The 22,766-nt window shown below is 57.3% G+C and carries 21 protein-coding genes; 14 read left to right on the top strand and 7 right to left on the bottom strand.

Going from position 1 to position 22,766, the window contains the following annotated elements:
• Both PHV01_RS11245 and arc read right to left on the bottom strand, forming a co-directional pair.
• Window positions 1–784, bottom strand: a 784-nt coding sequence (locus tag PHV01_RS11245) for a proteasome accessory factor PafA2 family protein (RefSeq protein ID WP_337291255.1), incomplete at its 3' end; no start/stop codon positions are given.
• 9 nt (window positions 785–793) lie between these two features.
• On the bottom strand, window positions 794–2,623 hold the full coding sequence (gene arc, locus PHV01_RS11240) for a proteasome ATPase (RefSeq protein ID WP_337291254.1): 1,830 nt from the start codon (window positions 2,621–2,623) through the stop codon (window positions 794–796).
• A 582-nt stretch (window positions 2,624–3,205) separates the two neighbouring features.
• Between arc and PHV01_RS11235 the strand changes: the two genes are divergently transcribed.
• The 10 genes from PHV01_RS11235 to PHV01_RS11190 all read left to right on the top strand — a co-directional run bounded on the left by PHV01_RS11235 (window position 3,206) and on the right by PHV01_RS11190 (window position 15,781).
• Window positions 3,206–4,177, top strand: a complete 972-nt coding sequence (locus tag PHV01_RS11235) for a thiamine pyrophosphate-dependent dehydrogenase E1 component subunit alpha (RefSeq protein WP_337291253.1) — start codon at window positions 3,206–3,208, stop codon at window positions 4,175–4,177.
• Window positions 4,178–4,400: 223 nt separating this feature from the next.
• Window positions 4,401–5,372, top strand: a complete 972-nt coding sequence (locus tag PHV01_RS11230) for an alpha-ketoacid dehydrogenase subunit beta (RefSeq protein ID WP_337291252.1) — start codon at window positions 4,401–4,403, stop codon at window positions 5,370–5,372.
• Window positions 5,373–5,381: 9 nt separating this feature from the next.
• Entirely contained in the window at window positions 5,382–6,590 is a 1,209-nt protein-coding gene (locus PHV01_RS11225) for a dihydrolipoamide acetyltransferase family protein (protein ID WP_337291251.1), read from the top strand.
• A 253-nt stretch (window positions 6,591–6,843) separates the two neighbouring features.
• Window positions 6,844–8,031: a SpoIIE family protein phosphatase gene (locus PHV01_RS11220; protein ID WP_337291250.1), complete on the top strand. Its 1,188-nt coding sequence runs from the start codon at window positions 6,844–6,846 to the stop codon at window positions 8,029–8,031.
• 19 nt (window positions 8,032–8,050) lie between these two features.
• Window positions 8,051–11,686 carry a response regulator gene (locus PHV01_RS11215; protein WP_337291249.1) on the top strand — a complete coding sequence of 1,212 codons (3,636 nt, stop codon included), beginning with the start codon at window positions 8,051–8,053 and terminating at the stop codon, window positions 11,684–11,686.
• A 17-nt stretch (window positions 11,687–11,703) separates the two neighbouring features.
• A complete protein-coding gene (locus tag PHV01_RS11210; protein WP_337291248.1) occupies window positions 11,704–12,042 on the top strand; it encodes an STAS domain-containing protein in 339 nt (112 codons plus the stop codon).
• Between the two features lie 16 nt (window positions 12,043–12,058).
• On the top strand, window positions 12,059–12,529 hold the full coding sequence (locus PHV01_RS11205; protein WP_337291247.1) for an ATP-binding protein: 471 nt from the start codon (window positions 12,059–12,061) through the stop codon (window positions 12,527–12,529).
• Window positions 12,530–12,532: 3 nt separating this feature from the next.
• Window positions 12,533–15,025: a glycogen/starch/alpha-glucan phosphorylase gene (locus PHV01_RS11200; protein ID WP_337291246.1), complete on the top strand. Its 2,493-nt coding sequence runs from the start codon at window positions 12,533–12,535 to the stop codon at window positions 15,023–15,025.
• Between the two features lie 85 nt (window positions 15,026–15,110).
• A complete protein-coding gene (locus PHV01_RS11195; RefSeq protein WP_337291245.1) occupies window positions 15,111–15,341 on the top strand; it encodes a hypothetical protein in 231 nt (76 codons plus the stop codon).
• A complete protein-coding gene (locus tag PHV01_RS11190; protein ID WP_337291244.1) occupies window positions 15,332–15,781 on the top strand; it encodes a PIN domain-containing protein in 450 nt (149 codons plus the stop codon). Before PHV01_RS11195 ends, PHV01_RS11190 begins: the two co-directional genes overlap by 10 nt.
• Before the next feature lie 96 nt (window positions 15,782–15,877).
• On the opposite strand, the gene PHV01_RS11185 is transcribed toward PHV01_RS11190, so the two are convergent.
• The 5 genes from PHV01_RS11185 to thiD all read right to left on the bottom strand — a co-directional run bounded on the left by PHV01_RS11185 (window position 15,878) and on the right by thiD (window position 20,610).
• Window positions 15,878–16,090 carry a type II toxin-antitoxin system HicB family antitoxin gene (locus PHV01_RS11185; protein WP_337291243.1) on the bottom strand — a complete coding sequence of 71 codons (213 nt, stop codon included), beginning with the start codon at window positions 16,088–16,090 and terminating at the stop codon, window positions 15,878–15,880.
• 286 nt (window positions 16,091–16,376) lie between these two features.
• Window positions 16,377–18,056, bottom strand: a complete 1,680-nt coding sequence (locus PHV01_RS11180; protein ID WP_337291242.1) for a hypothetical protein — start codon at window positions 18,054–18,056, stop codon at window positions 16,377–16,379.
• 155 nt (window positions 18,057–18,211) lie between these two features.
• Complete coding sequence (locus tag PHV01_RS11175) at window positions 18,212–18,982, bottom strand: SDR family oxidoreductase (protein WP_337291241.1); 771 nt, start codon at window positions 18,980–18,982, stop codon at window positions 18,212–18,214.
• A 96-nt stretch (window positions 18,983–19,078) separates the two neighbouring features.
• Window positions 19,079–19,756, bottom strand: a complete 678-nt coding sequence (gene nfi, locus PHV01_RS11170; protein ID WP_337291240.1) for a deoxyribonuclease V — start codon at window positions 19,754–19,756, stop codon at window positions 19,079–19,081.
• 44 nt (window positions 19,757–19,800) lie between these two features.
• Complete coding sequence (gene thiD / locus PHV01_RS11165) at window positions 19,801–20,610, bottom strand: bifunctional hydroxymethylpyrimidine kinase/phosphomethylpyrimidine kinase (protein WP_337291239.1); 810 nt, start codon at window positions 20,608–20,610, stop codon at window positions 19,801–19,803.
• Window positions 20,611–20,932: 322 nt separating this feature from the next.
• Here thiD and PHV01_RS11160 point away from each other — a divergent pair, with 322 nt between their 5' ends.
• From PHV01_RS11160 to PHV01_RS11145, 4 genes are all read left to right on the top strand, one after another.
• Entirely contained in the window at window positions 20,933–21,439 is a 507-nt protein-coding gene (locus PHV01_RS11160; RefSeq protein WP_337291238.1) for a DUF523 domain-containing protein, read from the top strand.
• A 157-nt stretch (window positions 21,440–21,596) separates the two neighbouring features.
• On the top strand, window positions 21,597–21,857 hold the full coding sequence (locus PHV01_RS11155) for a type II toxin-antitoxin system RelB/DinJ family antitoxin (RefSeq protein WP_337291237.1): 261 nt from the start codon (window positions 21,597–21,599) through the stop codon (window positions 21,855–21,857).
• A gap of 151 nt (window positions 21,858–22,008) precedes the next feature.
• Window positions 22,009–22,290 carry a type II toxin-antitoxin system RelE/ParE family toxin gene (locus tag PHV01_RS11150; protein WP_337291236.1) on the top strand — a complete coding sequence of 94 codons (282 nt, stop codon included), beginning with the start codon at window positions 22,009–22,011 and terminating at the stop codon, window positions 22,288–22,290.
• Between the two features lie 12 nt (window positions 22,291–22,302).
• Window positions 22,303–22,620 (top strand): HigA family addiction module antitoxin, encoded by a 318-nt coding sequence (locus PHV01_RS11145; protein WP_337291235.1) that lies wholly within the window; start codon window positions 22,303–22,305, stop codon window positions 22,618–22,620.
• The last annotated feature ends 146 nt before the right edge of the window (window positions 22,621–22,766 follow it).

The raw sequence follows: 22,766 nt of genomic DNA, 5'->3' as shown, positions 1-22,766 counted from the left end.
GGACGATGGCGGTGGTGCCGACCTTCAGGTAGGTGGCGACCTCCGACATGTTGGAGTCGCCGACAATGACGTGCAGACGGCGGTACTTCTCCTCGTCGGCGTGGGGCTCATCGCGGGTGTTGATGATCGGTCGCTTGGCCATGGTGTCGAGGCCGATAAAGGTTTCAAAGAAGTCGGCCCGTTGAGAGATCTGGAAGTCACACGGTTCGGCGCCATTTTCGGCCCCGACCTTGCCGGCGCCCGCAAAGATCAGACGGGTCACCAAGAAGGGTGTGAGCCCCTGGACGATCTGGTCGAAGGGAATCCGCCTCTCCATCAAGTAGTTCTCGTGATGGCCGTAGCTATTCCCCTTTCCGTCGCTATTATTCTTGTAGATGAAGATTCGCTGCCGCTCCGGAAGGGTCAGGTTGGCTGAGGCCAGGCATAATTCGAAGATCCGCTCACCGGCCTTCTCGTAACAGACCAGATCGCGGGCGTTGGCGCACTCCGGCGTGGAGTATTCGGGGTGGGCCCCGTCAACATAGAGACGGCCGCCGTTGCGAAGCAGCTTGTTGATGGTGCGATTATCCTGCTGGCTTGGTCTTTCGCGCTCGCCGCTCACCTCGAATCCTCTGGCATCGAGGAGCGGATTCTCACCTGTATAATCCCACATCGCCCTCACCTCAGCGAGGGGACGATGACTATTAATCAACAGGATAGAATTTGACACGGGATCGAAACCGGCCGGATCCTTTGCGCTGATCCCCAACTCGGTCTCCGTCCCCATGATCTTTTCAATCGCCATGTGTCCTCATCACAGATAGTGACCGGTGGAGATGGTTTCAACCTTGCGGGACTTCTTCTCTTTCTCTTCACGGTCGAACACTGTCCGCACATTGACGATGCGCTCGCTTCGCCGCCCGGCGATCTTGGCCCAGTCGTCCGGATTGGTGGTATTCGGAAGATCTTCATTCTCCCTGAATTCAGTCCGGACGGCATCGAGCAGGTCCTCAATCGTCAGGCCCTTGGCGCCCGTCGCAATCATCCTTTTAACCGCCCGCTTCTTGGCCCTTGTGCAGATCGATTCGATCATCGCTCCTGAAGCGAAGTCCTTGAAGTACAGCGTTTCCTGCTGGCCTGAGGCGTAGGTGACCTCCAGAAAGCGGTGCTCCGGGATTGCGGCGTACAGGAGTTGAATCGCCGCTTCAATCATGGCTGCCGCCGCCTTTTCAGGCGTCCCATGGGCTTTAATCTCCGCCGCTGCGAACGGCAGTTCAGGTGTCAGGTACTTCGAGAAGACCTCATGCGCCGCACTCTGGTCTGGCCGGTCGATCTTAATCTTGACGTCGAAGCGCCCCGGACGCAGCACCGCCGGATCGATGAGGTCCTGCCGGTTCGTGGCCCCAATAACAATGACGTGCTTGAGCCCCTCTACGCCATCGAGTTCCGCCAGGAATTGCGGGACGATCGTGGACTCTATATCTGAGGAGATGCCCGAGCCACGAGTCCGGAAAAGCGAGTCCATTTCATCAAAGAAGATGACCACCGGCGATCCCTCTGTGGCCTTCTCCTTGGCCCTACCGAAGATCTCTCGGATCTGCCGCTCCGTCTCGCCGACATACTTGTTCAGCAACTCAGGGCCCTTGACGTTCAGGAAGTAGCCCTTCACCGCCTGTCCGGTCTTCTTTGCCAGTTGCTCTGCCAGGGAGTGCGCGACCGCCTTCGCGATCAGCGTCTTGCCGCAACCCGGCGGTCCATAGAGCAACACCCCCTTCGGGGGCTGGAGCTGGTGTTCCCGGAAGTAGTCCACATACAGATGAGGCAGCTCGATGGCATCCCTGATCATCTCGATCTGGGGACCGAGACCACCGATGGCCTCATAGCCGATGCTCGGAACCTCTTCAAGGAACAGCTCCTGGGCATCGGTCTTGGGCAACCTTTCCAGAATGTGCCCGGACCGCGGGTCGAGGAGCAGATGATCACCCGCCTTGAGGGAGAGTTGTCGCAGCGGCTCGGCCAGTTCTACTACCCGCACCTCATCGGCGCGCAGCGTGACAATAGCCCGGCCTTCATTGAGCAGGTCTTTCAGGGTCACAACCTCGCCCTGTTCATCGAAGCCTGCGGTCTCAATCACATTGAACGCCTCATTCAGGACCAGCTCCTGGCCCTTACGAAGCGTTTCAGGCAGCACCGAAGGATGGAGGTTGACCTTTAACTTTCGGCCACCCGTATAGATATTTGCCGTTCCGTCAGGGTTCATTGACGCGAAGATTCCATACGGGCTCGGCGGGGCGGAAAGCTTCTCCACCTCCTCGCGAAGACTTTCTATCTGCTCTTTCGCTTGCTGCAAGGCCTGAACCATCCGCTGATTCTGATGATGCGCCTCGCCCAACTGTTCGCGGGACTGGTCGAGCTTGGACCGGAGAAACTCAAACTCTTTTGGAGTCTGGTCCAGTCGTCGTTGGAGGTGATAGATCTCCTCTTCGAGGGTCTTCACTTGCGTCTGGAGCGATTCGATCTCATCCTCATACCGGGAAAGTTTACGGTGATACGTTGTCTCGCTCCCTGGAAGCTGTTCAGAAAGCTTCCGCATAGTCTTTCTAAGAGAACTTAACCTCGCCGAGCTCTTTTCAGGGTCATTCATGGTCGCCTGACCTCCTTACGCCCTTGGGGTCCCTACGCTCATGGTCGCGTTACGTCATCCAAGGGCAACGTGCCACGCAATCTAACTTTTATATTACTGACGATTCCAAGGCTGTCAAGTCTTTTTTCCCAAAGAGCATACCGGAAAAATCCGCTTCCATAGCCCATCTTCGGCTTCCAGATGCTGACAACGTCACTCGCCTTCTGGTGGGTTCGACGACCATATCGCATTGGAGTAAGAAGCTTCAGAGGAACCCTCTGGCCATATGCTATGCTAAGAAAGGAACTGGGCTATAGGGCGAACGCTGTTGCGGTGGAGTAAGAGATGCCACACCGACGGATAGACAAGTACACACGGAGAGCCACCCGCTTACTCCTGATTGTGGCCGCTATCGCTATTTCTCTCATCGTCCTGATGATGTTCGCAATGGGACGTTGAGAATACTCTAGGAAGGCCTATTCAGCAGACGGCGGAAGATGTTCGTGTATCTGATGAAATGATTTACAAACACAGTTTGGACAGATTATACTACGGCCCGTCAAGGCGAAGTCGCTTTACATAACACCAGGGAGAGGTGGCGTGATGGGGGTTCAGCAGCCCACACCGGCCGAGTTACTGAATATCTATTACTACCTCAAGCTGACCCGCGGCCTGGAGCAGCGGGTCATTATGCTGTACCGACAGGGTAAGATCGTCGGTGGCGTCTACCTCGGCACAGGGGAAGAGGCCATCGGGGTGGGGAGCGCGTCCGCGCTCGAACCCAGCGACGTCATCGCCCCCACCCACCGGGATCTCGGCGCAAATCTCATGAAGGGCATCACGCCGAAGGAGTATATGGCCCAGTACCTGGCCAAGCAGACCGGACTGACCCGGGGACGGGACGGCAATGTTCATTTCGGTGATATCACACGGGGCGTCATCGGATTCATCAGCCCGATGGCCGACCTGCTGCCGGTGGCGGCAGGCGTCGCCCTCGCTTTTAAGATTCGGCGCGAGCGGCGAGTGGCAGCGGCCTTCTTCGGCGACGGGGCGTCCAGTCGCGGTGATTTCCACGAAGCGCTGAACCTCGCGGCGGTACTGAAACTGCCCGTCGTCTTCATCTGTCACAATAATCAGTACGCCTATTCTACCCCGCTCTCCCGTCAGATGGCTATCGATCATATTGCCGATCGCGCCAAGGCCTATGGGATGCCGGGCATCAGCGTGGATGGCAACGATGTGCTTGCCGTCCGCAACGCCGTCGCCCTGGCGGTCGCTCGCGCGAGAATGGGCGAAGGCCCTTCACTCGTGGAAGGCAAAACGATGCGGATGCGGGGTCATGCCGAGCATGACGACGCCTCGTATGTTCCGCCGGCCCTGCTCGAAGAGTGGCGAGCACGAGACCCGATCGATCGATTCACAGCGTATCTGCGGGACCGGAAGTTCCTCGACGACGCATCCGCCAAGGCGATCGACGACCGCATCGCGAAGGAGATCGAGGGGGCGGTCCTGTTCGCGGAATCAAGCCCGCTTCCGAACGCGAAGGACCTCCTCGATGGAGTGTACGCCGCTTAGCCGGCAGCTATTAGTGTACTGCTTCTTAAATTCGTTTACATACCCCGTTCACCCTGAGCTTGTCGAAGGGTGCGTAAACAGGGCTTCGACAGGGCCTGTCCTGAGTACCGTTCGTTCCTTCGATAGGCTCAGGACGAACGGTGTCGAAGGGCTCAGCCCGAACGGGTTCAGTGTCAAGTGATTTCTGAGACACTTCATTAGCTATTCGCTGCGTGAGGAGACGATGGAAATCACCTATCTCGAAGCGATCCGCCAAGCCTTGTGGGAAGAGATGGACCGGGACGAGCGCGTCTTCATGCTTGGAGAGGACATCGGGGTCTACGGCGGCGCCTTCAAGGTGACAAAGGGATTCCTGGATAAGTTCGGGCCGGAGCGTGTCATCGATACGCCACTGTCCGAGTCGGGGTTCGTCGGGGCGGCGATCGGCGCGGCCCTCATGGGGATGCGGCCTGTCGTCGAGATGCAGTTTTCCGACTTCATTGCCTGTGCCTTTGACCAGATCGTCAACATGGCGGCCAAACATCACTACCGCATCGGTGAACCGGTCCCCATGGTGATTCGGGCGCCCTACGGCGGCGGCATCCACGCGGGGCCGTTCCATTCCCAGTGCCCCGAGGCGTGGTTCTTTCATGTGGCGGGCCTCAAGCTTGTGGCCCCCTCCACCCCTGCCGATGCCAAGGGCCTCCTGAAAGCGGCCATTCGCGATCCCAACCCGGTGATCTACTTTGAGCATAAGTACCTCTATCGTCACATCAAAGGGGAAGTGCCGGAGGGGGACACGATCGTACCAATCGGCCAGGCAGAGGTGAAAAGACCAGGCAGCACCATCAGCGTGATCACCTACGGCGCCATGCTCCAGCAGGCACTTGCAGCGGCGGAGCAAGTCCTGCCGGAAGGGATCGACTTGGAGATCGTAGACCTCCGGACACTTCAGCCCCTGGATATGTCTACGATCGCCTCCTCGGTCAAAAAGACCGGACGAGTGATGGTGGTGCATGAGGCGTCAAAGACCGGCGGCATTGGAGGCGAGATCGCGGCCCGGATCGCAGAGGAACTCTTCCAGTATCTGGATGCCCCTATCGTCCGTGTGGCGCCCCCCCATACCCCTGTCCCCTTCAGTCCGGTACTGGAGGAGGCGTACCTGCCCAATTCCGACACGATCGCCGGCAAGGCGCGAGCACTCGCTGGTTTCTGAGCACTGACCATGCCCATTGAAATCATCATGCCCCAGATGGGCGAGAGCATTGCTGAGGGGAAAGTCGTCACCTGGCTGAAGAAGGTGGGGGAGCCCGTGGCCAAGGACGAGCCTCTCGTCGCCATCTCCACGGATAAGGTAGATGTTGAGATCCCCTCCCCTGCCGACGGGGTATTGGCCCAGATCGTCGTCCAGGAAGGGGTAACAGCGTTGGTCGGAGCCGTGCTGGCCTACATCGGCGAGGCTTCTCACGCCGGCGCGGTCTCGCCGGACAGGCCGGTGGTGGGGCGGCAGGAGGGAGTTCAGGCCGCTACGCCCGCACCAGAAGCTGCGGCTCCGGCAACACACTGGTTCTCACCTGCCGTCCTCGAGCTCGCCAAGGAGCACGGCGTGAACCTCACCCAGATAAGAGGAACCGGCGCAGATGGACGTGTGACCAAGAAAGATCTGCTCGGCTTTATCGCCCTCCGAGCGCAGACGGCTGCCCCGCCGCCCCGAGCACCCCTTGAACCGCTTCCCATTGCCGAGGACCGGATCCTCCCGATCAGCTCCATGCGAAAGGCCATCGCTGAGCATATGATCCGGAGCCAGCGGACCGCTGCTCACGTCACACAGATTCACGAGGTCGATATGACGGCTATCGACCGATACCGACAGGTACACCATGACGGCTTCCTCAAGCAGATCGGAATCACACTTACCTTTCTCCCCTTTGTCGTGAAGGCCGTCGCGGATGGCCTGCGGGCCTATCCGCTTATAAACGCCTCCTTCACTCGTGAGGGGATCATTGTCAAGCACGCGATCAATATCGGGATCGCCGTGGCCCTGGAGGAAGGTCTTATTGTCCCGGTGCTGCGGGAGGCAGATAAGAAGAGCTTTCTGACCCTGACGAAACAGTTAGCTGATCTGGCCGTACGGGCTCGCGACAAACGGCTCAGTCTGGAGGAGGTTCACGAAGGTACCTTCACGGTCAACAACTTCGGCGCGCTAGGGACCATGATCGGAACACCGATCATTGTTCAACCGCAGGCAGCCATCTTGGGCCTGGGTAGAGTGGTGAAGCGTCCGGTCGTGATTGACGATGCGATCGTCATCCGTTCGATGGCCTACCTCTGTCTCTCCTACGATCATCGTCTCATCGACGGCGCCTACGCCAGCGCCTTCCTCAACCACGTGCGGGCTACGCTCGAGGGATTTGATTTCTCCATCGTTCGCTAGAGGATACAGTCAGCTCAGTGAGTGTAGGTCGGGTTAGGCCGTTATGGCCGTAACCCGACGGTTCGCATGCGGATGTCGGGTTACGCTACGCTAACCCGACCTACTGGCTCTGGCTAGGCTGATCGCTTGCCCGTCGCGGCCTTGCCATATAGTTGCATCCCAACCGGCCTCGTCCTAAATTATTATTGTTATTGGTGAGAAGTGGGCTTGATGGCCATGTGTGCGCCGGCGAGGCAGAGAGTAGGCACGCTCGATGCGAATACTGATCGTTGACGATGACGTGGATATGCGGAAGCTACTTCTGCGAACCCTCCAACGATGGGGCTACGATGTCGTCCCTGCGGCCGATGGAGTGGAGGCGTGGGAGCATCTCCAGGACGAATCGATCAGTTTTGTGATCACCGACTGGATCATGCCGAAGCTGGACGGGTTAGGGCTCTGCCGCCGGATCAGGGAGGCGAGGTTCACGAGGTATATCTACATCATCCTCCTGACAGCCAAGAATTCAAAGGGTGAGCTCATCGAAGGAATGGAAGCCGGCGCCGACGATTTCTTAATCAAACCCTTTAATGCCGGGGAACTGAAGGTCAGGATCAGGGCAGGCGAACGGATCGTCAAGCTGGAAAGTGATCTGGAAGAGCAGAATACAAAATTACAGGATGCCTATTCCAGGATTCGCGAGGACCTTGATGCCGCGGTGAAGATGCAGCGAGGTCTCCTGCCAAGCCGTCAACTGACCGTCCCCGGGTTCAGGTTCGAATGGATATTCGCTCCCTGTCATTTCGTCGCGGGGGATATCTTTAATGTCTTTCAACTCAATGAACACCAGGTGGGCTTTTACATCCTTGACGTTGCCGGTCACGGGATTCCCGCGGCGATGCTGTCGGTCACGTTGAGTAAGGTCCTCTCCCCAATATCCAGTCAGGGCGGTCCATTGATGCGTTTCATCCCCGACCCGCCCCACTACGACATCGCAACGCCTGCGGAGGCTATCCGCGCCCTCAACCAACTGTTTCAGTCCGATGACGATGCCATGCACTACTTCACTATGGTCTATGGCATCGTAGACGTCAGAAACGCTCGGACCATTCTGACCCAGGCCGGCCATCCGTCCCCTGTCTATCAACCCACGGGGGCCACGGCTGAATTGCTGGGAACGGGGGGGTTTCCGGTGGGGATGTTGCCCGATGCACAGTACGACGAACAAGACCTCACCCTCCATCCCGGCGACAGGCTCTTCTTGTACTCCGACGGCATCCCTGAATGTACCAATCAGCATGGAGAACATTTTTCCGTCAACCGTCTCATGGCCCTTTTGGAAGAGTGGCGAGACCGTCCGTTACGGGACGTAACGGCGGGTATAGAGCAGACGCTGGGACGCTGGAGGGGCAGTGATGAGTTCGAAGATGATATTACCCTTCTGGCGCTTGAGAGGGTGTAGCGACTACTAGAGGATATCGATGCAGCGAAGTTCGCCTCCCAGCTCATTCCTTTCCCTCAAGAACATCATCGTCGTACCGCTGCTCGTGACCAGTATCGTCATGGTGGCACTGAGCATGTGGGTAACTCACATGTGGCAGGTGCGCGCCATCCTGTTTACGGTCATCCTGCTGACCTCACTTGTAGCCTGGGCACTACTACAGCGACTGGTTCTGCGTCCAGTCACCGCCATTCGAGCGGCGATGGATGCCCGCACGGCTGGTGAGGCGACTGCCTACGCCCCGGTGTCGGCCGTTGACGAGCTCGGCCGTCTGGCCAGTTCTCTGAATGAGATGCTCAACGCCCTTGCCGAAAGCGAGGCCAAGTTTCGCGGACTGGTGAACGCTGCGCCGGACGCCATACTGCTCGTCAACAGGGCGGGACGCATCGTGCTCGCAAACGAGGAAGCGGAGAGGCTGTTCGGTTATACGCAGCAGGAGTTGCTGGGCGCGCCCCTTGAGATGCTGGTACCCGAACGTTTCCGCAGTCAGCACGCAACGCAGCGCGCAGCCTACCTTACCGCCCCTGTGACGCGGCCCATGGGGGTGGGCCTGGAACTATACGGCGTGCGCAAGGATGGACGTGAGTTTCCCGTTGACATCAAGCTGAGTTACTATCCCACCAAGGATGGCGGTATCGCTATGAGCGCGATCCGCGACATCACCGCCCGTAAGCAGGCAGAAGCTCAACTGCACCTGCAAGACATCGCACTGGAGGCGGCGGCCAACGGCATCATGATCACTGACCGAGAGGGGACGATCATCTGGGTCAATTCCGCTGTCACACAACTCACCGGCTACACAGCCCAGGAACTGCTCGGCCGAAATTCGCGCCTCCTCAAGTCAGGCCAGCACGACACCGCGTTCTACCAGCATATCTGGGCGACGATTCTCGCCGGAGAGGTCTGGCACGGGGAGATGATTAATCGGCGCAAGGATGGGGATCTCTACACCGAAGAGCAGACCATCGCCCCCGTCCGAGACAGCCGAGGTCAGATTACCCATTTCATCGCGGTCAAGCAGGACATCACCGCCCGCAAGCAGACAGACGCGGACCTGATAGCCGCCCACGCCGATCTGGCCGAGTTGTACGAGACGACAAAGGACCACGCCGCGCGGTGGGAGGCGCTCTTTACGCTGAGCCGACTGCTGAACCGATCACTCGAACTCGATGAGGTCTTCGGGACGTTTGCCCAGGCGGTGGAGTCCTACGTCCGGTATGATCGTCTGGGAGTGGTCCTCCCCGAAGGCGATCATCTCAAGGTAGCCTACTCCGTAGCGAATCCCCCACTCGCCGCCTACCAGGGCCAGAGCTGGCCAATGACAAACGATACGGCGATCGAGTGGATGCTCACCCACGGGGAGCCCCGGCTTGTGCGCGATCTGGTAAAGGAGGCCAGGTTCCGGGATGAGATGTATCTGGTGCAGGAGGGGGTCCGGTCCTCCCTTGAGCTTCCCCTCCTGGTTGGAGGAGAGGTGCTGGGGGTCTTCTTCCTCGATAGCCTGACGGCCGAGACCTACTCCTCGCGAGACATTGAACGCCTGCTCCCGTTGGCCGACCAGGTGGGCATTGTCGTCAAGCATAGTCGGCTGTACAACTCGGTGCAACGTCATGCCGAAGAGCTGAGGCGCGAGGTTGAAGAACGCAAGCGAGCAGAGGCCGAGCTCCAGCAGGCGAAGTCCTCCGCCGAAACGGCCAACCGCGCCAAGAGTGATTTTTTGGCCAAGATGAGCCACGAGATCAGGACCCCGCTCAACGCCATCATGGGCATGACGGATCTCACCCTCGACACCGCGCTCACTACGGAGCAGCGAGAGTTCTTGCAGATGGTACAGTCGTCCTCCGAGGCGCTGCTGACGGTCATTAATGATATCCTCGATCTCTCCAAGATTGAGGCAGGCCAGATGGCCGTTGAGGAGGTGGGCTTTCACCTGCGAGAAGTCGTGGAAGGTGTGGCCGAGGTCCTGAGCATCCGGGCCCAGAAAAAAGGGCTAGAGCTAACGTGCTATGTGGATCCCACGCTACCCTCGCGGGTTCGCGGCGACCCCACGCGTCTGAGGCAGGTGCTGGTGAACCTGGTGGGCAATGCCATCAAGTTTACGGAACGCGGCGAAGTGGCGCTTCAGGTCGAGCAGACGAAGGTCGAATCGCCTGGGCGAGTTGGGCTTCATATTGTGGTGGCCGATACCGGAATCGGCATTCCCAGGCATCAGCAGGCCAGAATCTTTGACCCGTTTGCTCAGGCGGATGCCACCACGACACGACGATTTGGGGGAAGTGGACTGGGGTTAAGTATCTCAAAGGCCCTCGTGGAGCTGATGGGCGGACGGATATGGGTGGAGAGCGAGGTCGGCAAGGGATCCACCTTCCATTGTGAGCTTGTGGTATCCGTGGCGGAGCCTGAAGCCGAGACAGTACGGGTGGAGGGAGAGGTGTATCCTGATCTGCGCGATGCGGCGGTGTTGGTGGTGGACGACAATCCGACCAATCGGCTCATCCTGCGCAGGACGCTGCACGCATGGGGCACCTCCGTAACGGAAGCGGCCGGGGGGGAGGAGGCCCTGGCGCTGTTGCGCGCCCCGCAAGCCCGCTTTCAGATCGTCATCCTGGATTATCAGATGCCGGACATGGATGGGGTGGCCGTGGCGCGGGCAATCCGGCAGGACTCAAGACTTCAGGGAATCAAGTTGGTGATGCTCTCGTCCTGGGAGGGGCTACCAGCCGCCACAAAAGAGGAGCTGGGAATTACAGTAGTCCTGACCAAGCCGGTCAAGCAGTCGAAGCTCTTCGATGTGTTGATCGGACTGCTTCGAAGAACAGAGGAAGCGACGGCGCCGGTTGAACCGGCCATCCCGGAGGTGAGGCGCCCCACTATCCAGCGGCACATCCTGCTGGTCGAGGATAACGTGGATAACCAGGTTCTAGTGAGAACGATTCTGGAGAAGGCCGGGTACTGGGTCGTCATTGCGGAGAATGGGGCAGCAGCCGTAAACGCGGTACGGCAGGCTCGCTATGATCTCATCCTGATGGACATACAGATGCCTGGAATGGATGGATTTGAGGCGACACAGGCCATCAGGGTATGGGAACGCGAGCATAACGTGGGACGGGCGCCCATCATCGCAATGACAGCGCATGCGGTGGAAGGCTACCGGGAGCAATGCCTTACGAAGGGAATGGATGATTACCTCGCAAAACCACTGAAGAAGGATCTCATGCTTGCTACGGTAGCCCACCATCTGGCTGGTTTGGAGGGCGCGGGTGCGAAGGCTGCCCCGGAAGGTCGCATGAGAGAGGTGGAAATGGGGGAACAGACGACTGTTGTCTATGTTGATGAGGAACTGGCAGACCTGATTCCAGAGTTTTTAGAGAATCGGCGCCGGGATGTTGAACAGATCACACGGTTAGTCCAGGCAGGCAACTACGAGGAGCTTACGCGGTTAGGCCACACGATGAAAGGGGTCGGGGGCAGTTACGGGTTCATCGAGATCAGCGAGATAGGACGGGGAATCGAGGAGGCCGGCGCGCGAGGCGATCAACAGGCCATCACGACGCTGTGCGAGCGGCTGGCAGCGTATCTGGCGGGTATCACTGTAAAGGTCCAGCAGCAGACATAGGCAAAGGAGCAAACGCGATGCAGCTTGAGCAGCGGAGAGCAGGCGAGGCATTGGTGGTTGCGCCGCTAGAGGAGCGGCTGGACGCCAGGATCGCAACTGATTTTAAGGAGCGGATGGCTGAACTAATCGCTTCGGGGAACTCGAAGATCGTGCTGGATCTCTCCAAGGTAGAGTTTATTGACAGCAGTGGTTTGGGGGCGATTGTCTCAAGCCTGAAGCGAATGGGGGGACGGGGGGATCTGGTCGTGTGCGGGTTACAGGAGACCACCATGACCATGTTCAGGCTGACGAGGATGGATCGGGTATTTCAGGTGTTTGGCAGTGAGCAGCAGGCCATTTCAGCCTTGAGCGGCTGAACAAGGATAGAGCGAGTTGAACGGAAGACGGATCACGCTGGCCATTACCAGCGATCTGCAGAATGTGCCGCTCATCGGTCAAGCGGTGGAGCGGCTCTGCGCTCTTATCCCGCTTTCCAATATCGAATCACACCAGATCGCGCTGTGTGTGGTCGAGGCCGTCACCAATGCCATCATGCATGCCTACGGCAATGAGGCAGAGCATGAGGTAGAGGTGATCTTCGGGCAGTATCCCGACCACCTGATCCTTCAGATCTGTGACACGGGAAGGACCATGGACCCGAAGCACCTCGAACCTCAGACGGCTTCACCCCTGGATTTTGACCCTTGTCGTCTGAACAGTATTCCCGAAAGGGGGTTGGGACTGGCCATTATGAAGGTGACGATGGACAAAGTGACCTATACCTCTTGCGAGGGGAAAAACATCCTGACCCTGACCAGGTTTTTCAGACCGTGTCAAGGCAAAGAAGAACCATTGAGAGGATGACCGATGTCGAACCCAAGGCCTGAGCAGCATACAGGGTCAGTACTCGGCAAGCAAGGTCATGAGGCCCTTACGATATCCGCGTTCCAAGACGCCATCCACTATCATGCCCAATACTCATTAGGCAAAAGGTGCGAGAGCTGTTCCCGACGTGAGCTGTTTACGGCCGTAGCGCTCGCTGTTCGAGACTCCATCATCGATAAAATGTTAGACACCGAGAATCGGTATCAACAGGCCGATCCCAAGCGCGTGCATTACCTCTCCATGGAGTATCTCCCGGGTCGGTCCTTGAAAAACAATCTGAGCAATCTGGGAATACTGAATCTGTGCCGGGATGCGCTCCATAAGATGCGCGTCGATCTCGCGGAGGTGCTGGAAGGCGAGTGTGAGGCCGGTCTGGGAAATGGCGGTCTCGGTCGCTTGGCAGCCTGTTTTCTGGACTCCATGGCCACCATGAGTATGCCGGCGTATGGATACGGCATTAACTATGAGTATGGCTTGTTTAAACAGGATATCGATAATGGGTATCAGAAGGAAAAACCGGACAACTGGCTGATTCACGGAAGCCCTTGGCAGATTGAGCGTCCCGATGAGGCCTGCATCGTTCCCCTGTACGGCCGCGTCGAACATGGCATTGATCGCGCCGGTCAATATAACCCCATGTGGATGGATTGGAAGATCATCGTCGGCATTCCGCACGACATGCCGATTGTGGGGTTCGGCGGCCAGACGGTGAATGTGCTGCGATTATACTCGGCGAGATCGTCCGAGGAATTTGATATGCAGATCTTCAATGATGGAGACTACCTGAAGGCGGTTGAACAGCAGATCGCCTCAGAGACCATCTCCAAAGTCCTCTACCCCTCCGACTCGATCGAAGCGGGTCGGGAACTGCGGCTGATTCAAGAATACCTGCTTGTAGCATGCGCCCTCAGAGACATTGTCAGACGATACGAAAAAACCCATACCACCTTTGATCAGTTTGCCTCGAAGGTCGCCATCCATTTCAATGACACCCATCCGGCCCTGACCGTCGCAGAATTGATGCGTATTCTGGTTGATGAATATGCCCAACCCTGGGAGAGGGCCTGGGAGACGACTCAGGCTGCACTGTCGTATACCAATCACACCTTGATGCCTGAAGCGTTAGAAAAGTGGTCGGTCTCGCTGCTCGAGTACGTCTTGCCACGGCATCTTCAGATTATTTACGAGATCAACCGTCGATTCCTCGCGCAGGTAGCCTCCGTGTGGCCTGGCGACCACGAGCGATTGCAACGTATGTCCGTGATTGAGGAAGGGGAGCAGAAAGCTGTGCGCATGGTCAACCTGGCGCTTGTCGGCAGCCATGCAACAAATGGGGTATCGACTCTCCACACCCAACTGATGAAAACCTCTTTGGCGTCAGATTTCTATCAACTCTGGCCGGATAAATTCAGCACCAAGACGAATGGCGTGACACCGCGACGCTGGTTGCTTCACGCCAATCCGCTATTGGCCGATCTCATCACCAATACCATTGGGGACGGTTGGATCACTGACCTGGGTAAGCTCAGGGCCTTGGAACCCTATGCGCGGGATCCGGACTTCCAACAGGCATTCATGACGGTGAAACGATCCAGCAAGGCGCTCCTCACCCAGATCATCCATGACCGCTGCCGGGTGGCGGTCAGTCCGGATGCGTTGTTTGATGTTCACGTCAAACGGATTCACGAGTACAAACGGCAACTGCTCAATGTCATGCAGATCATCCATGAGTATCAGTGTATGACTCAAGACGGGAAAGCGCCTCCTGTGCCTCGTGTGTATATCTTTGCCGGCAAGGCAGCGCCGGGGTATTGGGCGGCAAAGCAGATTATCAAATTGATCAGCAGTGTGGGCGACGTCATCAACACCGATCCCCGGGTGAAGGGGCTGATTAAGGTGGTCTTCATTCCAGACTACTGCGTCTCCCTGGCGGAGCAGATCGTTCCCGCCGCGGATGTGAGCGAGCACATTTCCATGGCCGGGACGGAGGCCTCAGGAACGGGGAACATGAAGTTCACGATGAATGGGGCGCTCACTATCGGTACCCACGATGGGGCGACTATCGAGATCATGGAAGAGGTGGGTCGGGATAATATCTTTCTCTTCGGATTACAGATCGAGGAGATCCGGCGGATGCGTGAGCGCGGGTCGTATCATCCTCGAGAGTATTATCATCGCAGCCCCCACATGAGACGACTCATGGATACGTTTGTTTCCAACCTGTTTTGTCCGAACCAGCCTGGCCTGTTTCGCTGGATTTACGAGTCTATCCTGGACCGGGGGGACCCGTACTTCCATCTGGCCGATCTGGAGTCGTATATCGCAACCCAGGAACGAGTCACTCAGGCGTTCAAAGACCCTGCAGCCTGGGCATGTAAGGCTATCTTGAACGTTGCCCGGGTGGGTAAATTCTCGAGCGACCGCGCCATCGCTGAGTACGCCCGCGAGATCTGGAACATCCAACCCGTCCTCTAGTCCGCCGACACCTAGATCCAGTACGAATGAGCGAGTTGACTTCCAGAAAACATTCCTCCATAATGCAAGAATAATGGAGGACAGCATGGCTACGCTGAATATCAAGAACCTGCCCAATCCCCTGTACAAGAAGCTTCAGGCCCGCGCCAAGCGCGAGCGGAGGTCTGTCGCCCAAGAAGTCATCCAGATTCTGGCCCAAGCCACAGAAGAACCGGAGTCCCTTTCGATTCTCACATTGAAGGGTCTTGGTAAGGAGGTCTGGCGCGGTGTGGACTCGGCGGCGTATATTGAGCAAGAGCGACGCTCGTGGGATTGATCGAAGAGATCGGGCGCGGCCCCGTTGGCCTCGACACGGTTATCTTCATCTACTTTATTGAGGAACACCCGCAGTTTCTGTCGATGGTGGAACCGGTCTTTGCCGCCATTGATACCGGTTCGTTCGAGGGTGTGACGTCCGGACTGACGCTCCTTGAGGCACTGGTGGCGCCATACCGTGCCGGCAATGCGCCACTGGCCGAGCGTTACAATGCGCTGCTCACCAGAAGCCGAGGCATTCGGCTGGTTGACCTACACCGACCACTGCTACGCGCGGCGGCGCAACTTCGCGCTACCGCTCGCGTGAAGACGCCGGATGCGCTGCAGTTGGCGGCGGCGCTTGGCACACATTGCTCAGCCTACCTCACGAACGACAGGGATCTGCCACCCATCCCGGGACTTCGGATTCTGCAGCTTCGCGACTATCTGCCGGCCATGTGAGCGTAGAGTTCCTACCGTCCTATTTCTGAAATTCGTTGCAGATATTCCGACGTCGTTCCGCTTCCCACTCAATCCCGAAGTGTGGATGTGTTGCCGCTAAAGCACGGCCACATATTCTGCGAAAGCGCGAGGCTTGGGGACCGGCAGCTTGTCTTCGAGCAAACCTCGTACATGCATTTCAATGGCTTCATGCATGTTCCGCGTGACTTGCTCGCGGGTCTTGCCGGTCGCGACACAGCCCGGTAAGTCTGGGGAGTAAGCCGAGAAGTTTCCGTTAGCCTTTTCGATGACAATGAGAAAGCGATACATGTGTAATGCCCCCGGCTTAAAGCCTGCGGAGATAAGCTTCGCGGGAGTACCCCATGCGGCGCCTATTTCTTCGCCGAACTTCCGACCCAGGACATCAGGATACCATACCGATTCTCACTCAATCCCGAAGTGAGCATACAGCATGGTGTCCCCGAAATCAGCGAACACACAAATAAGGCGCGTGGCGTGGCCATCCGCTTCATTTGTATGTTGGCCTAAAAAGCTCCCAGAGTCGACCTGCTTAGGCGATCTTTGCAGCGGTCGATTATGGGATCTGCCACTTTAATTAATGGCTCGAAGCGATGCGAGAGATCACTTCCCGTATGCGAGCAATGTTTACCGGGCCAAATAAATCTTCCGGGTATTCTAAGCCTTGAAATCGTTCTATGTCCCCACGCAACACAGAGGCTATTATCTCAAGTTGCCTGTCAACCTTTGTTCTTGCTTCCTTGACCCCTGCTTCACATTCTTCAAGCTTGCCAGCGTCTTCGGCAATGCGCTTCCTAGTGTCAGCGATCTCCAATTCAAGCTTCTTCAGCGGCTCGGCGAGGTCCTCGTAGCCTTCAAGCTCGGTACCGCACGTTCCCTCTCTTAGAATACCAACCAAACCCGCAAGGAGCCTCTCATACTTCACTTTGTCTTGATAGAGCTTGATAGTAGCCTCAGCATTCCTACGAATCTTGCTTGCGTCGTCTTCACTCATCCAACTCAGGTTGTACTTGTCAAGGAACTCCCTAGCATCCGTTTCTCGCCCAAAAAACTTTGGAATTTCCGAAAGTTTCTGGTCATACACACTCTCTCTAATCAGCTTCTGGATTCCCTCGGAAAAGGATCCAAAATACTCAGCATCTATAACTGCCTCAAACGCCTTGTCGGACCGAACCCAATGTTCAATGTTTCTGTGAATTAATCGTTCTAGGGCCCTGACATAGTTATTCCAGTGATCAGGAAGAATGCCATCCGGCCTCTCAGCTAGACCTAAGGCAATGTCACTCAACGATAAACTCCCACCCCATGAGAGCGTGTCGAGCATCTTTTCTACCCATGCCTTGCTGATAGCAGTTCTGATGGCTGAATACCGGCGATCATCAAGAGCTACAACGATACCCAGTATCTTGAAAGCCTCATCCTTTCCTCTTGCGTTCTTCATTGCAGACAGGGCGGCATCCTCGAAATTCTCTACAGCAGATCTATTTGCGCGTTCACGTCCTTCACCATCAAGATCAAACGTGTCTTTGTCAGTGATTAGGTATCTGTAGCCGACATTCTCCTGCAGGCTTTCTAGTGTATAGTGTGTGTAGCCTTCTGCGAAGTACGCATTTATAGCTGTGGAGGTGTAGTCGCCCCATTTGCGTCTCCGAATGTGCCAGGGCTTTCTTCGAGATAAGACTCGCTTCGGGTTGAAGCGGGCGTCAGACTCGATACCCATATTCTTAAAGCTGAACCACCCCCAGCCCAACACATATAAGACGAATATGACGCTACCAGAGAGCATGTCCTTAAGCGGGTTTGTCTTGGCAAAAACGTCTTTTCCAACCCCTTGGCTATGCTTAAGGTTGAGGTTGTAGGCGGACAGAGGACTACTTGCCCTAAGCACGACCTTAAATGTTTCACCTGGCGGCAAGTCTTGATACCGTACCTCCAGTCTACCTTTATCCATATACTCTTGTACCTTGTCGGTCTCTGCTGACTTATACAGTTCGTACCCCAGCACGCCGTTATCGCAAATGAGTACAACGTCCTTTGCGGCCATGTCGCCGACGTTCGACACGGCGACTTCCTGTATATGGCTGGTGAGGGGAGTTCCTAGCAATTTGGTTGAAATCGGAGAAGATAGAGAGAACCTCAGCTCAGGCTTATCGGAGAAAATTCTTGGGAGCCAAAAGGCGAGAAGGACCGCCATTATGGCCGCAAGGCTTGGAACCAGCCATGCCGCAGTCGTGCTGGATTTAGACTTCGTCTCCATCGAAATCTCTGAATACTCCGTTCCTGTGGCCAACTATGATTCTACTAGTCTGTGTGCACAGTCTCATAAGTGCTCACAATACGTTGGAGTTTCCTGCGATTTCACAGACTTGTCAACGGAATTTCAACAAGGCCTATAGCGGAACAGGCGGGCGGTCAGATGAGTGAGCGCGACTGACAGCCATCGACCGTGACGCACGCGCCGGTCACTAAGCTCGCCTGTTGGGATGCCAGGAAGACCACGACGGCGGCGACCTCCTCGGGGCGGCCGAATCGGCCCAGCGGCAGCTCATCCTTGATAAACTGGGCGATCTGAGTCGGGTTCTCGCGTTGTCGCCGGTCCCATGAGCCGCCCGGAAAGAGCGTTGAGCCTGGCGCGACGCTGTTGACCAGGATATTGTGAGGCGCCAGTTCCTTGGCGAGCGATTTGGAGAGGCTGATCACCGCCGCTTTGGACGCATTGTAGGTCATCGCCCCTCCCGACTCCCGCCCCCAGATCGAGGCGATGCTGATGATCCGTCCTCCGCCCTGCCGCTTCATGACGGGTACCACCAGCCGGACCATCCGGAGCGTCGAGAAGAAGTTCAGATCGTACACCTCTCGCCAATCGTTCTCTGAGAGGACCTCCAACTCCCCCCGGCGCGACCCGCCGATGTTGTTCACCAGGACATCGATCCGGCCATATCGGTCGAGTGTCGCCTGCACAAACCGCTCAGCCCCATGAGGGTCGGTGAGGTCGGTAGACACCGTGAGGAGTTCGACCCCGTAGGCTTTGATCGTCTGGGTCGCCTCTTCCAGTGCCGGCAGGCCTCGACCGCAGATACTAAGCCGACACCCCTCCTCGGCATACCCCAGGGCGATCGCCCTGCCGATCCCTCGGCTTCCACCCGTCACCACCACGACCTTCCCACGCAGCCCTAACTCCATCTAGTCTCCTCCTTTATGCGCTAACTTTACGAGAAAAAGCGGTCAGCATTCAGCTATCAGCGGCCCACTGCTCCCTTCAGCCTTCAGCCTATCTACCTACGGTCTAGCGGCAAGCCGCATCTTTGTCACCAACAGATGGGCGCGTCGCTGAGGCTCCGGGAGTCGATAGCCGCGGCAGGTTGCGAGCACCGTCTGCACGGCGGCATCCAGACCGATCCGATCGCCCTGGGAGATAAAGACCGGCGCCACCCCATCTTTCGTCCGAAGGACCACGCCGATCTGCTCGCCATGATCCAGTAGCGGCGCAACGCTCCCGCGACGCGTCCGCGGCTCGCGGTGCGTCCCCACCAGACGGCTCTTGGCGCATCCGATCGAGGGAAGATCGAGCATGAGACCCAGATGACAGGCAAGCCCAAAGCGACGGGGATGCGCAAGGCCGTGACCATCACAGATCAGACAATCCGCCGATGTCTTAAGTCTGTTCCAGGCCTTGATAACCGCCGGTATCTCCCGGAACGACAGAAGTCCCGGGATGTACGGAAAGTCCACGCTCGCAGTCGCCGTTGCGAAATCCAGCATTTCATGCCCGTCGTCGCTCATGACAACGGCGCCGGCAAACATCAACTGTAAGGTCGCATCGTACGCAACATCTACCCCCGCGACTGTGGCGAACGGTCCTGTCCCGTGCAGGCAAAGCTGCGGTCGCAGCATGAGCTGGATCGCCACTGCCTCTTGCGGTGAGACGTCCCATCGGTGCAGGGTCCGGTTGCGCATGATTCAATGTGTAGGATGCAAGGGCAAAGTTCAACGTTCAAGGTTCAAGGTTCAAAGTTGCGGGATTCGAGGTCTCTGGCGGCCGCGATTGGATCGGTCGGACCAACTCCCTTGCCAAGCGGAAACCCATGACGGATGGCAGCCGTGATGAAGCGCTTGGCGCTGGCAACGGCTTCCGGAACCGGATTGCCCTTAGCCAGCTCCGCGGCGATGGCCGCAGAAAACACGCATCCGGTCCCGTGGGTGTGCAGCGTATCGATCCGCTCGGCATCAAGCTCCGTGAAGCGACTTCCATCGAACAGAAGATCGATCGCGCAACCGTTCAAGTGGCCTCCCTTGAGAACAACACACCTCGGACCAAGGCCGTGAATCTGTCGCGCCGCCTGGCGCATCTCATTGAGATCGGTGATCGTCAGCCCTGTGAGCGCCTCAGCCTCTGGCACGTTCGGCGTGACGATGAGCGCGAGCGGCAGCAGATACTCGATGAGCGCGTTCACTGCATCAGGCCGAAGTAACGGCGCCCCACCCTTGGCCACCATTACCGGATCGACCACTAGCCGCTCGATTGCATGCGCCTTCACCTTCGCCGCAACCACCTCGATAATCGCTGCGCTTGAGAGCATTCCGGTCTTAGCCGCATCGATGGCGATATCGTCAAGGACCGAATCGATCTGGCGGCCGACGAACTCCGGCGGCAGGTCGTATACCTCTTGGACGCCGACCGTATTCTGGGCCGTAACCGACGTGATCGCTGAGGTCCCGAACACACCAAGGGCCGCAAAGGTTTTGAGATCGGCCTGGATCCCCGCTCCACCCCCGGAATCTGAGCCCGCGATGGTCAGCGCTGTCCGCATCGATTTCTCACCTCCGTTGTTACGACCAATCAGATCTCTAGTGGGACATGGCAGACCACGTACAGATCTATCCAGCAGAATATCCAATAGTTGGTGTCCGTGCCAGCGTTTTAATGAACTCCCCCGCAGCAAGCTGCGGGGTGTCTTCTGTTCTAGCCCGCCATTCCGTGCTTGACACGGAATCCAGTCGGACCCTGTGGATTCAAGGATGTTCCAAGAGATGCGTCACAAATATCATGCTATACTTCACGTACCAATATCGTAAGGTCCATTTGAGAACTGTCGGCTAATATCTGTTGGGCCTCTTACGGGACAATTCACGATGCATCGAGTGCTGGTGAGCGCATGCCTGCTGGGTGAGCGCGTTCGTCACAACGGCGAGCACAAGCAGAGCCATGATAGCGTCCTTCAGCGGTGGCTGCGCGAAGGGCGCGTCGTGCCATTCTGTCCGGAGGTCGCGGGAGGGTTGCCTGTCCCGAGGCCAGCCGCTGAGATCACTGAGGCTGGGGGTAGGTCGAGCGTCCTGTTGGGCACCGGAAGGGTCCTCGATGTGAACGGCCGTGATGTCTCCGCCTTCTTCGTCGCCGGCGCGCAGCAGGCCCTCGAGTATACTCGACGAGACTCAATTCGGGTCGCGGTCCTCAAAGAGGGCAGCCCGTCCTGTGGCACGTCCTTCATCTACGACGGCACGTTCACTTCCCGACGGGTTCCAGGGCAAGGAGTCACTACAGCCCTCCTCCGACAAGCGGGCATCCATGTCTTCAACGAGTTCCAGTTCGAGGAGGCCGACCGGATCCTTGCCCAGCTACCCCAGGAAGTTGGGTCCTGATTCGCATCCGCCGGTAGTCGACCGACAAAGCGGCCTCACCGCTCGCTGCAGCGAACTCACTTCATTCGCCGCTACAGTCGAAGTCGTTAACAGGAAGAGATGACTTGCGTCTGTACCCCAATTGGCTACAATGCTTTAAGGAAATGGAGGTGATATTATGAGCAAGACCGCAATGGTACGGGCCAGATTGGAACCGGACCTGAAAAACCACGCCGAATCCGTCTTTCACCGATTGGGCCTGAACGCAACGCAAGCCATCACGATTTTCTACAGGCAAGTTGAGCTTCGTGGCGGACTTCCGTTCGATGTCGTCGTTCCGACAACAACCACGAAACGGACATTCGAAGCTTCCGAGACCGGACGTGATCTGATCGTCTGCGATGATGCAGACGACATGTTCCGGAAACTCGGTATCTGATGTACCAACCCGTCTATACACAGCAGTTCGCTAAAGACATGGAGAAAAGCCGTCGTCGTGGTAAGAATATCGACTGGCTTTCGAAAGGGCACTACAATCACCCCCCACGCTAACTCTTGACAATACTAACTCATATCGTTAGTATTTGCATATGCCGATCCGGTCATTCAAGTGCGCCGATACGCAAAGCCTATTTGACGGCAAACGGGTCAAGCGGTTTGTGAACATCGAATCCGTTGCTATGCGCAAGTTGGCAATACTGAACCAGGTCGGAAGCCTCAATGATCTGCGCGTACCGCCGGGCAACCGACTGGAAGCCTTAAAAGGTGACCGCACCGGGCAGCATAGCATCCGCATCAACGATCAGTTCCGGGTGTGCTTCGTGTGGACGACGGGAGGCCCGCAGGACGTTGAGATCGTGGACTATCACTGACGGAGAGACATCATGCGTAAAGTTCCCTATCCGCACCCCGGTGAAATTCTGCTGGAAGAATTCCTGAAACCGATGGGTATCACGCAATACCGGTTGGCCAAGGAGATCGGCGTATCGCAACGGCGCATTGGCGAGATCGTGGTCGGCGCGCGCGCCATCACCGCCGATACGGGCCTGCGTCTCTCGCGGTTTTTCGGCATGTCCGAGAATTTCTGGATTGGCTTACAGATGGACTACGACGCAGCCAAGACTAAGGATTCCCTTGCCAAGACGCTGGCAAAGATCAAGCCGTGGACGCTGGGCGGGGTTCATTCAGGTACCCCGGCCTAACACATTTGGGAAGCTCGGTAAGTACCTCCCCCAATAAAGTGGACACCCACACCTAACAATGGAGGGGGGTCCAATGCGAGGCGTCAAGCGCTGTCAGGTGTCCACAGGACGGATGAAGAAGCATCGCTACAGCAATGAGTTCAAGG

The organism is Candidatus Methylomirabilis sp. (genome assembly GCF_028716865.1).
Taxonomy (GTDB): domain Bacteria; phylum Methylomirabilota; class Methylomirabilia; order Methylomirabilales; family Methylomirabilaceae; genus Methylomirabilis.
Note: the sequence above shows the minus strand (reverse complement) of the source record. Positions and strands in the feature narration are given on the sequence as shown.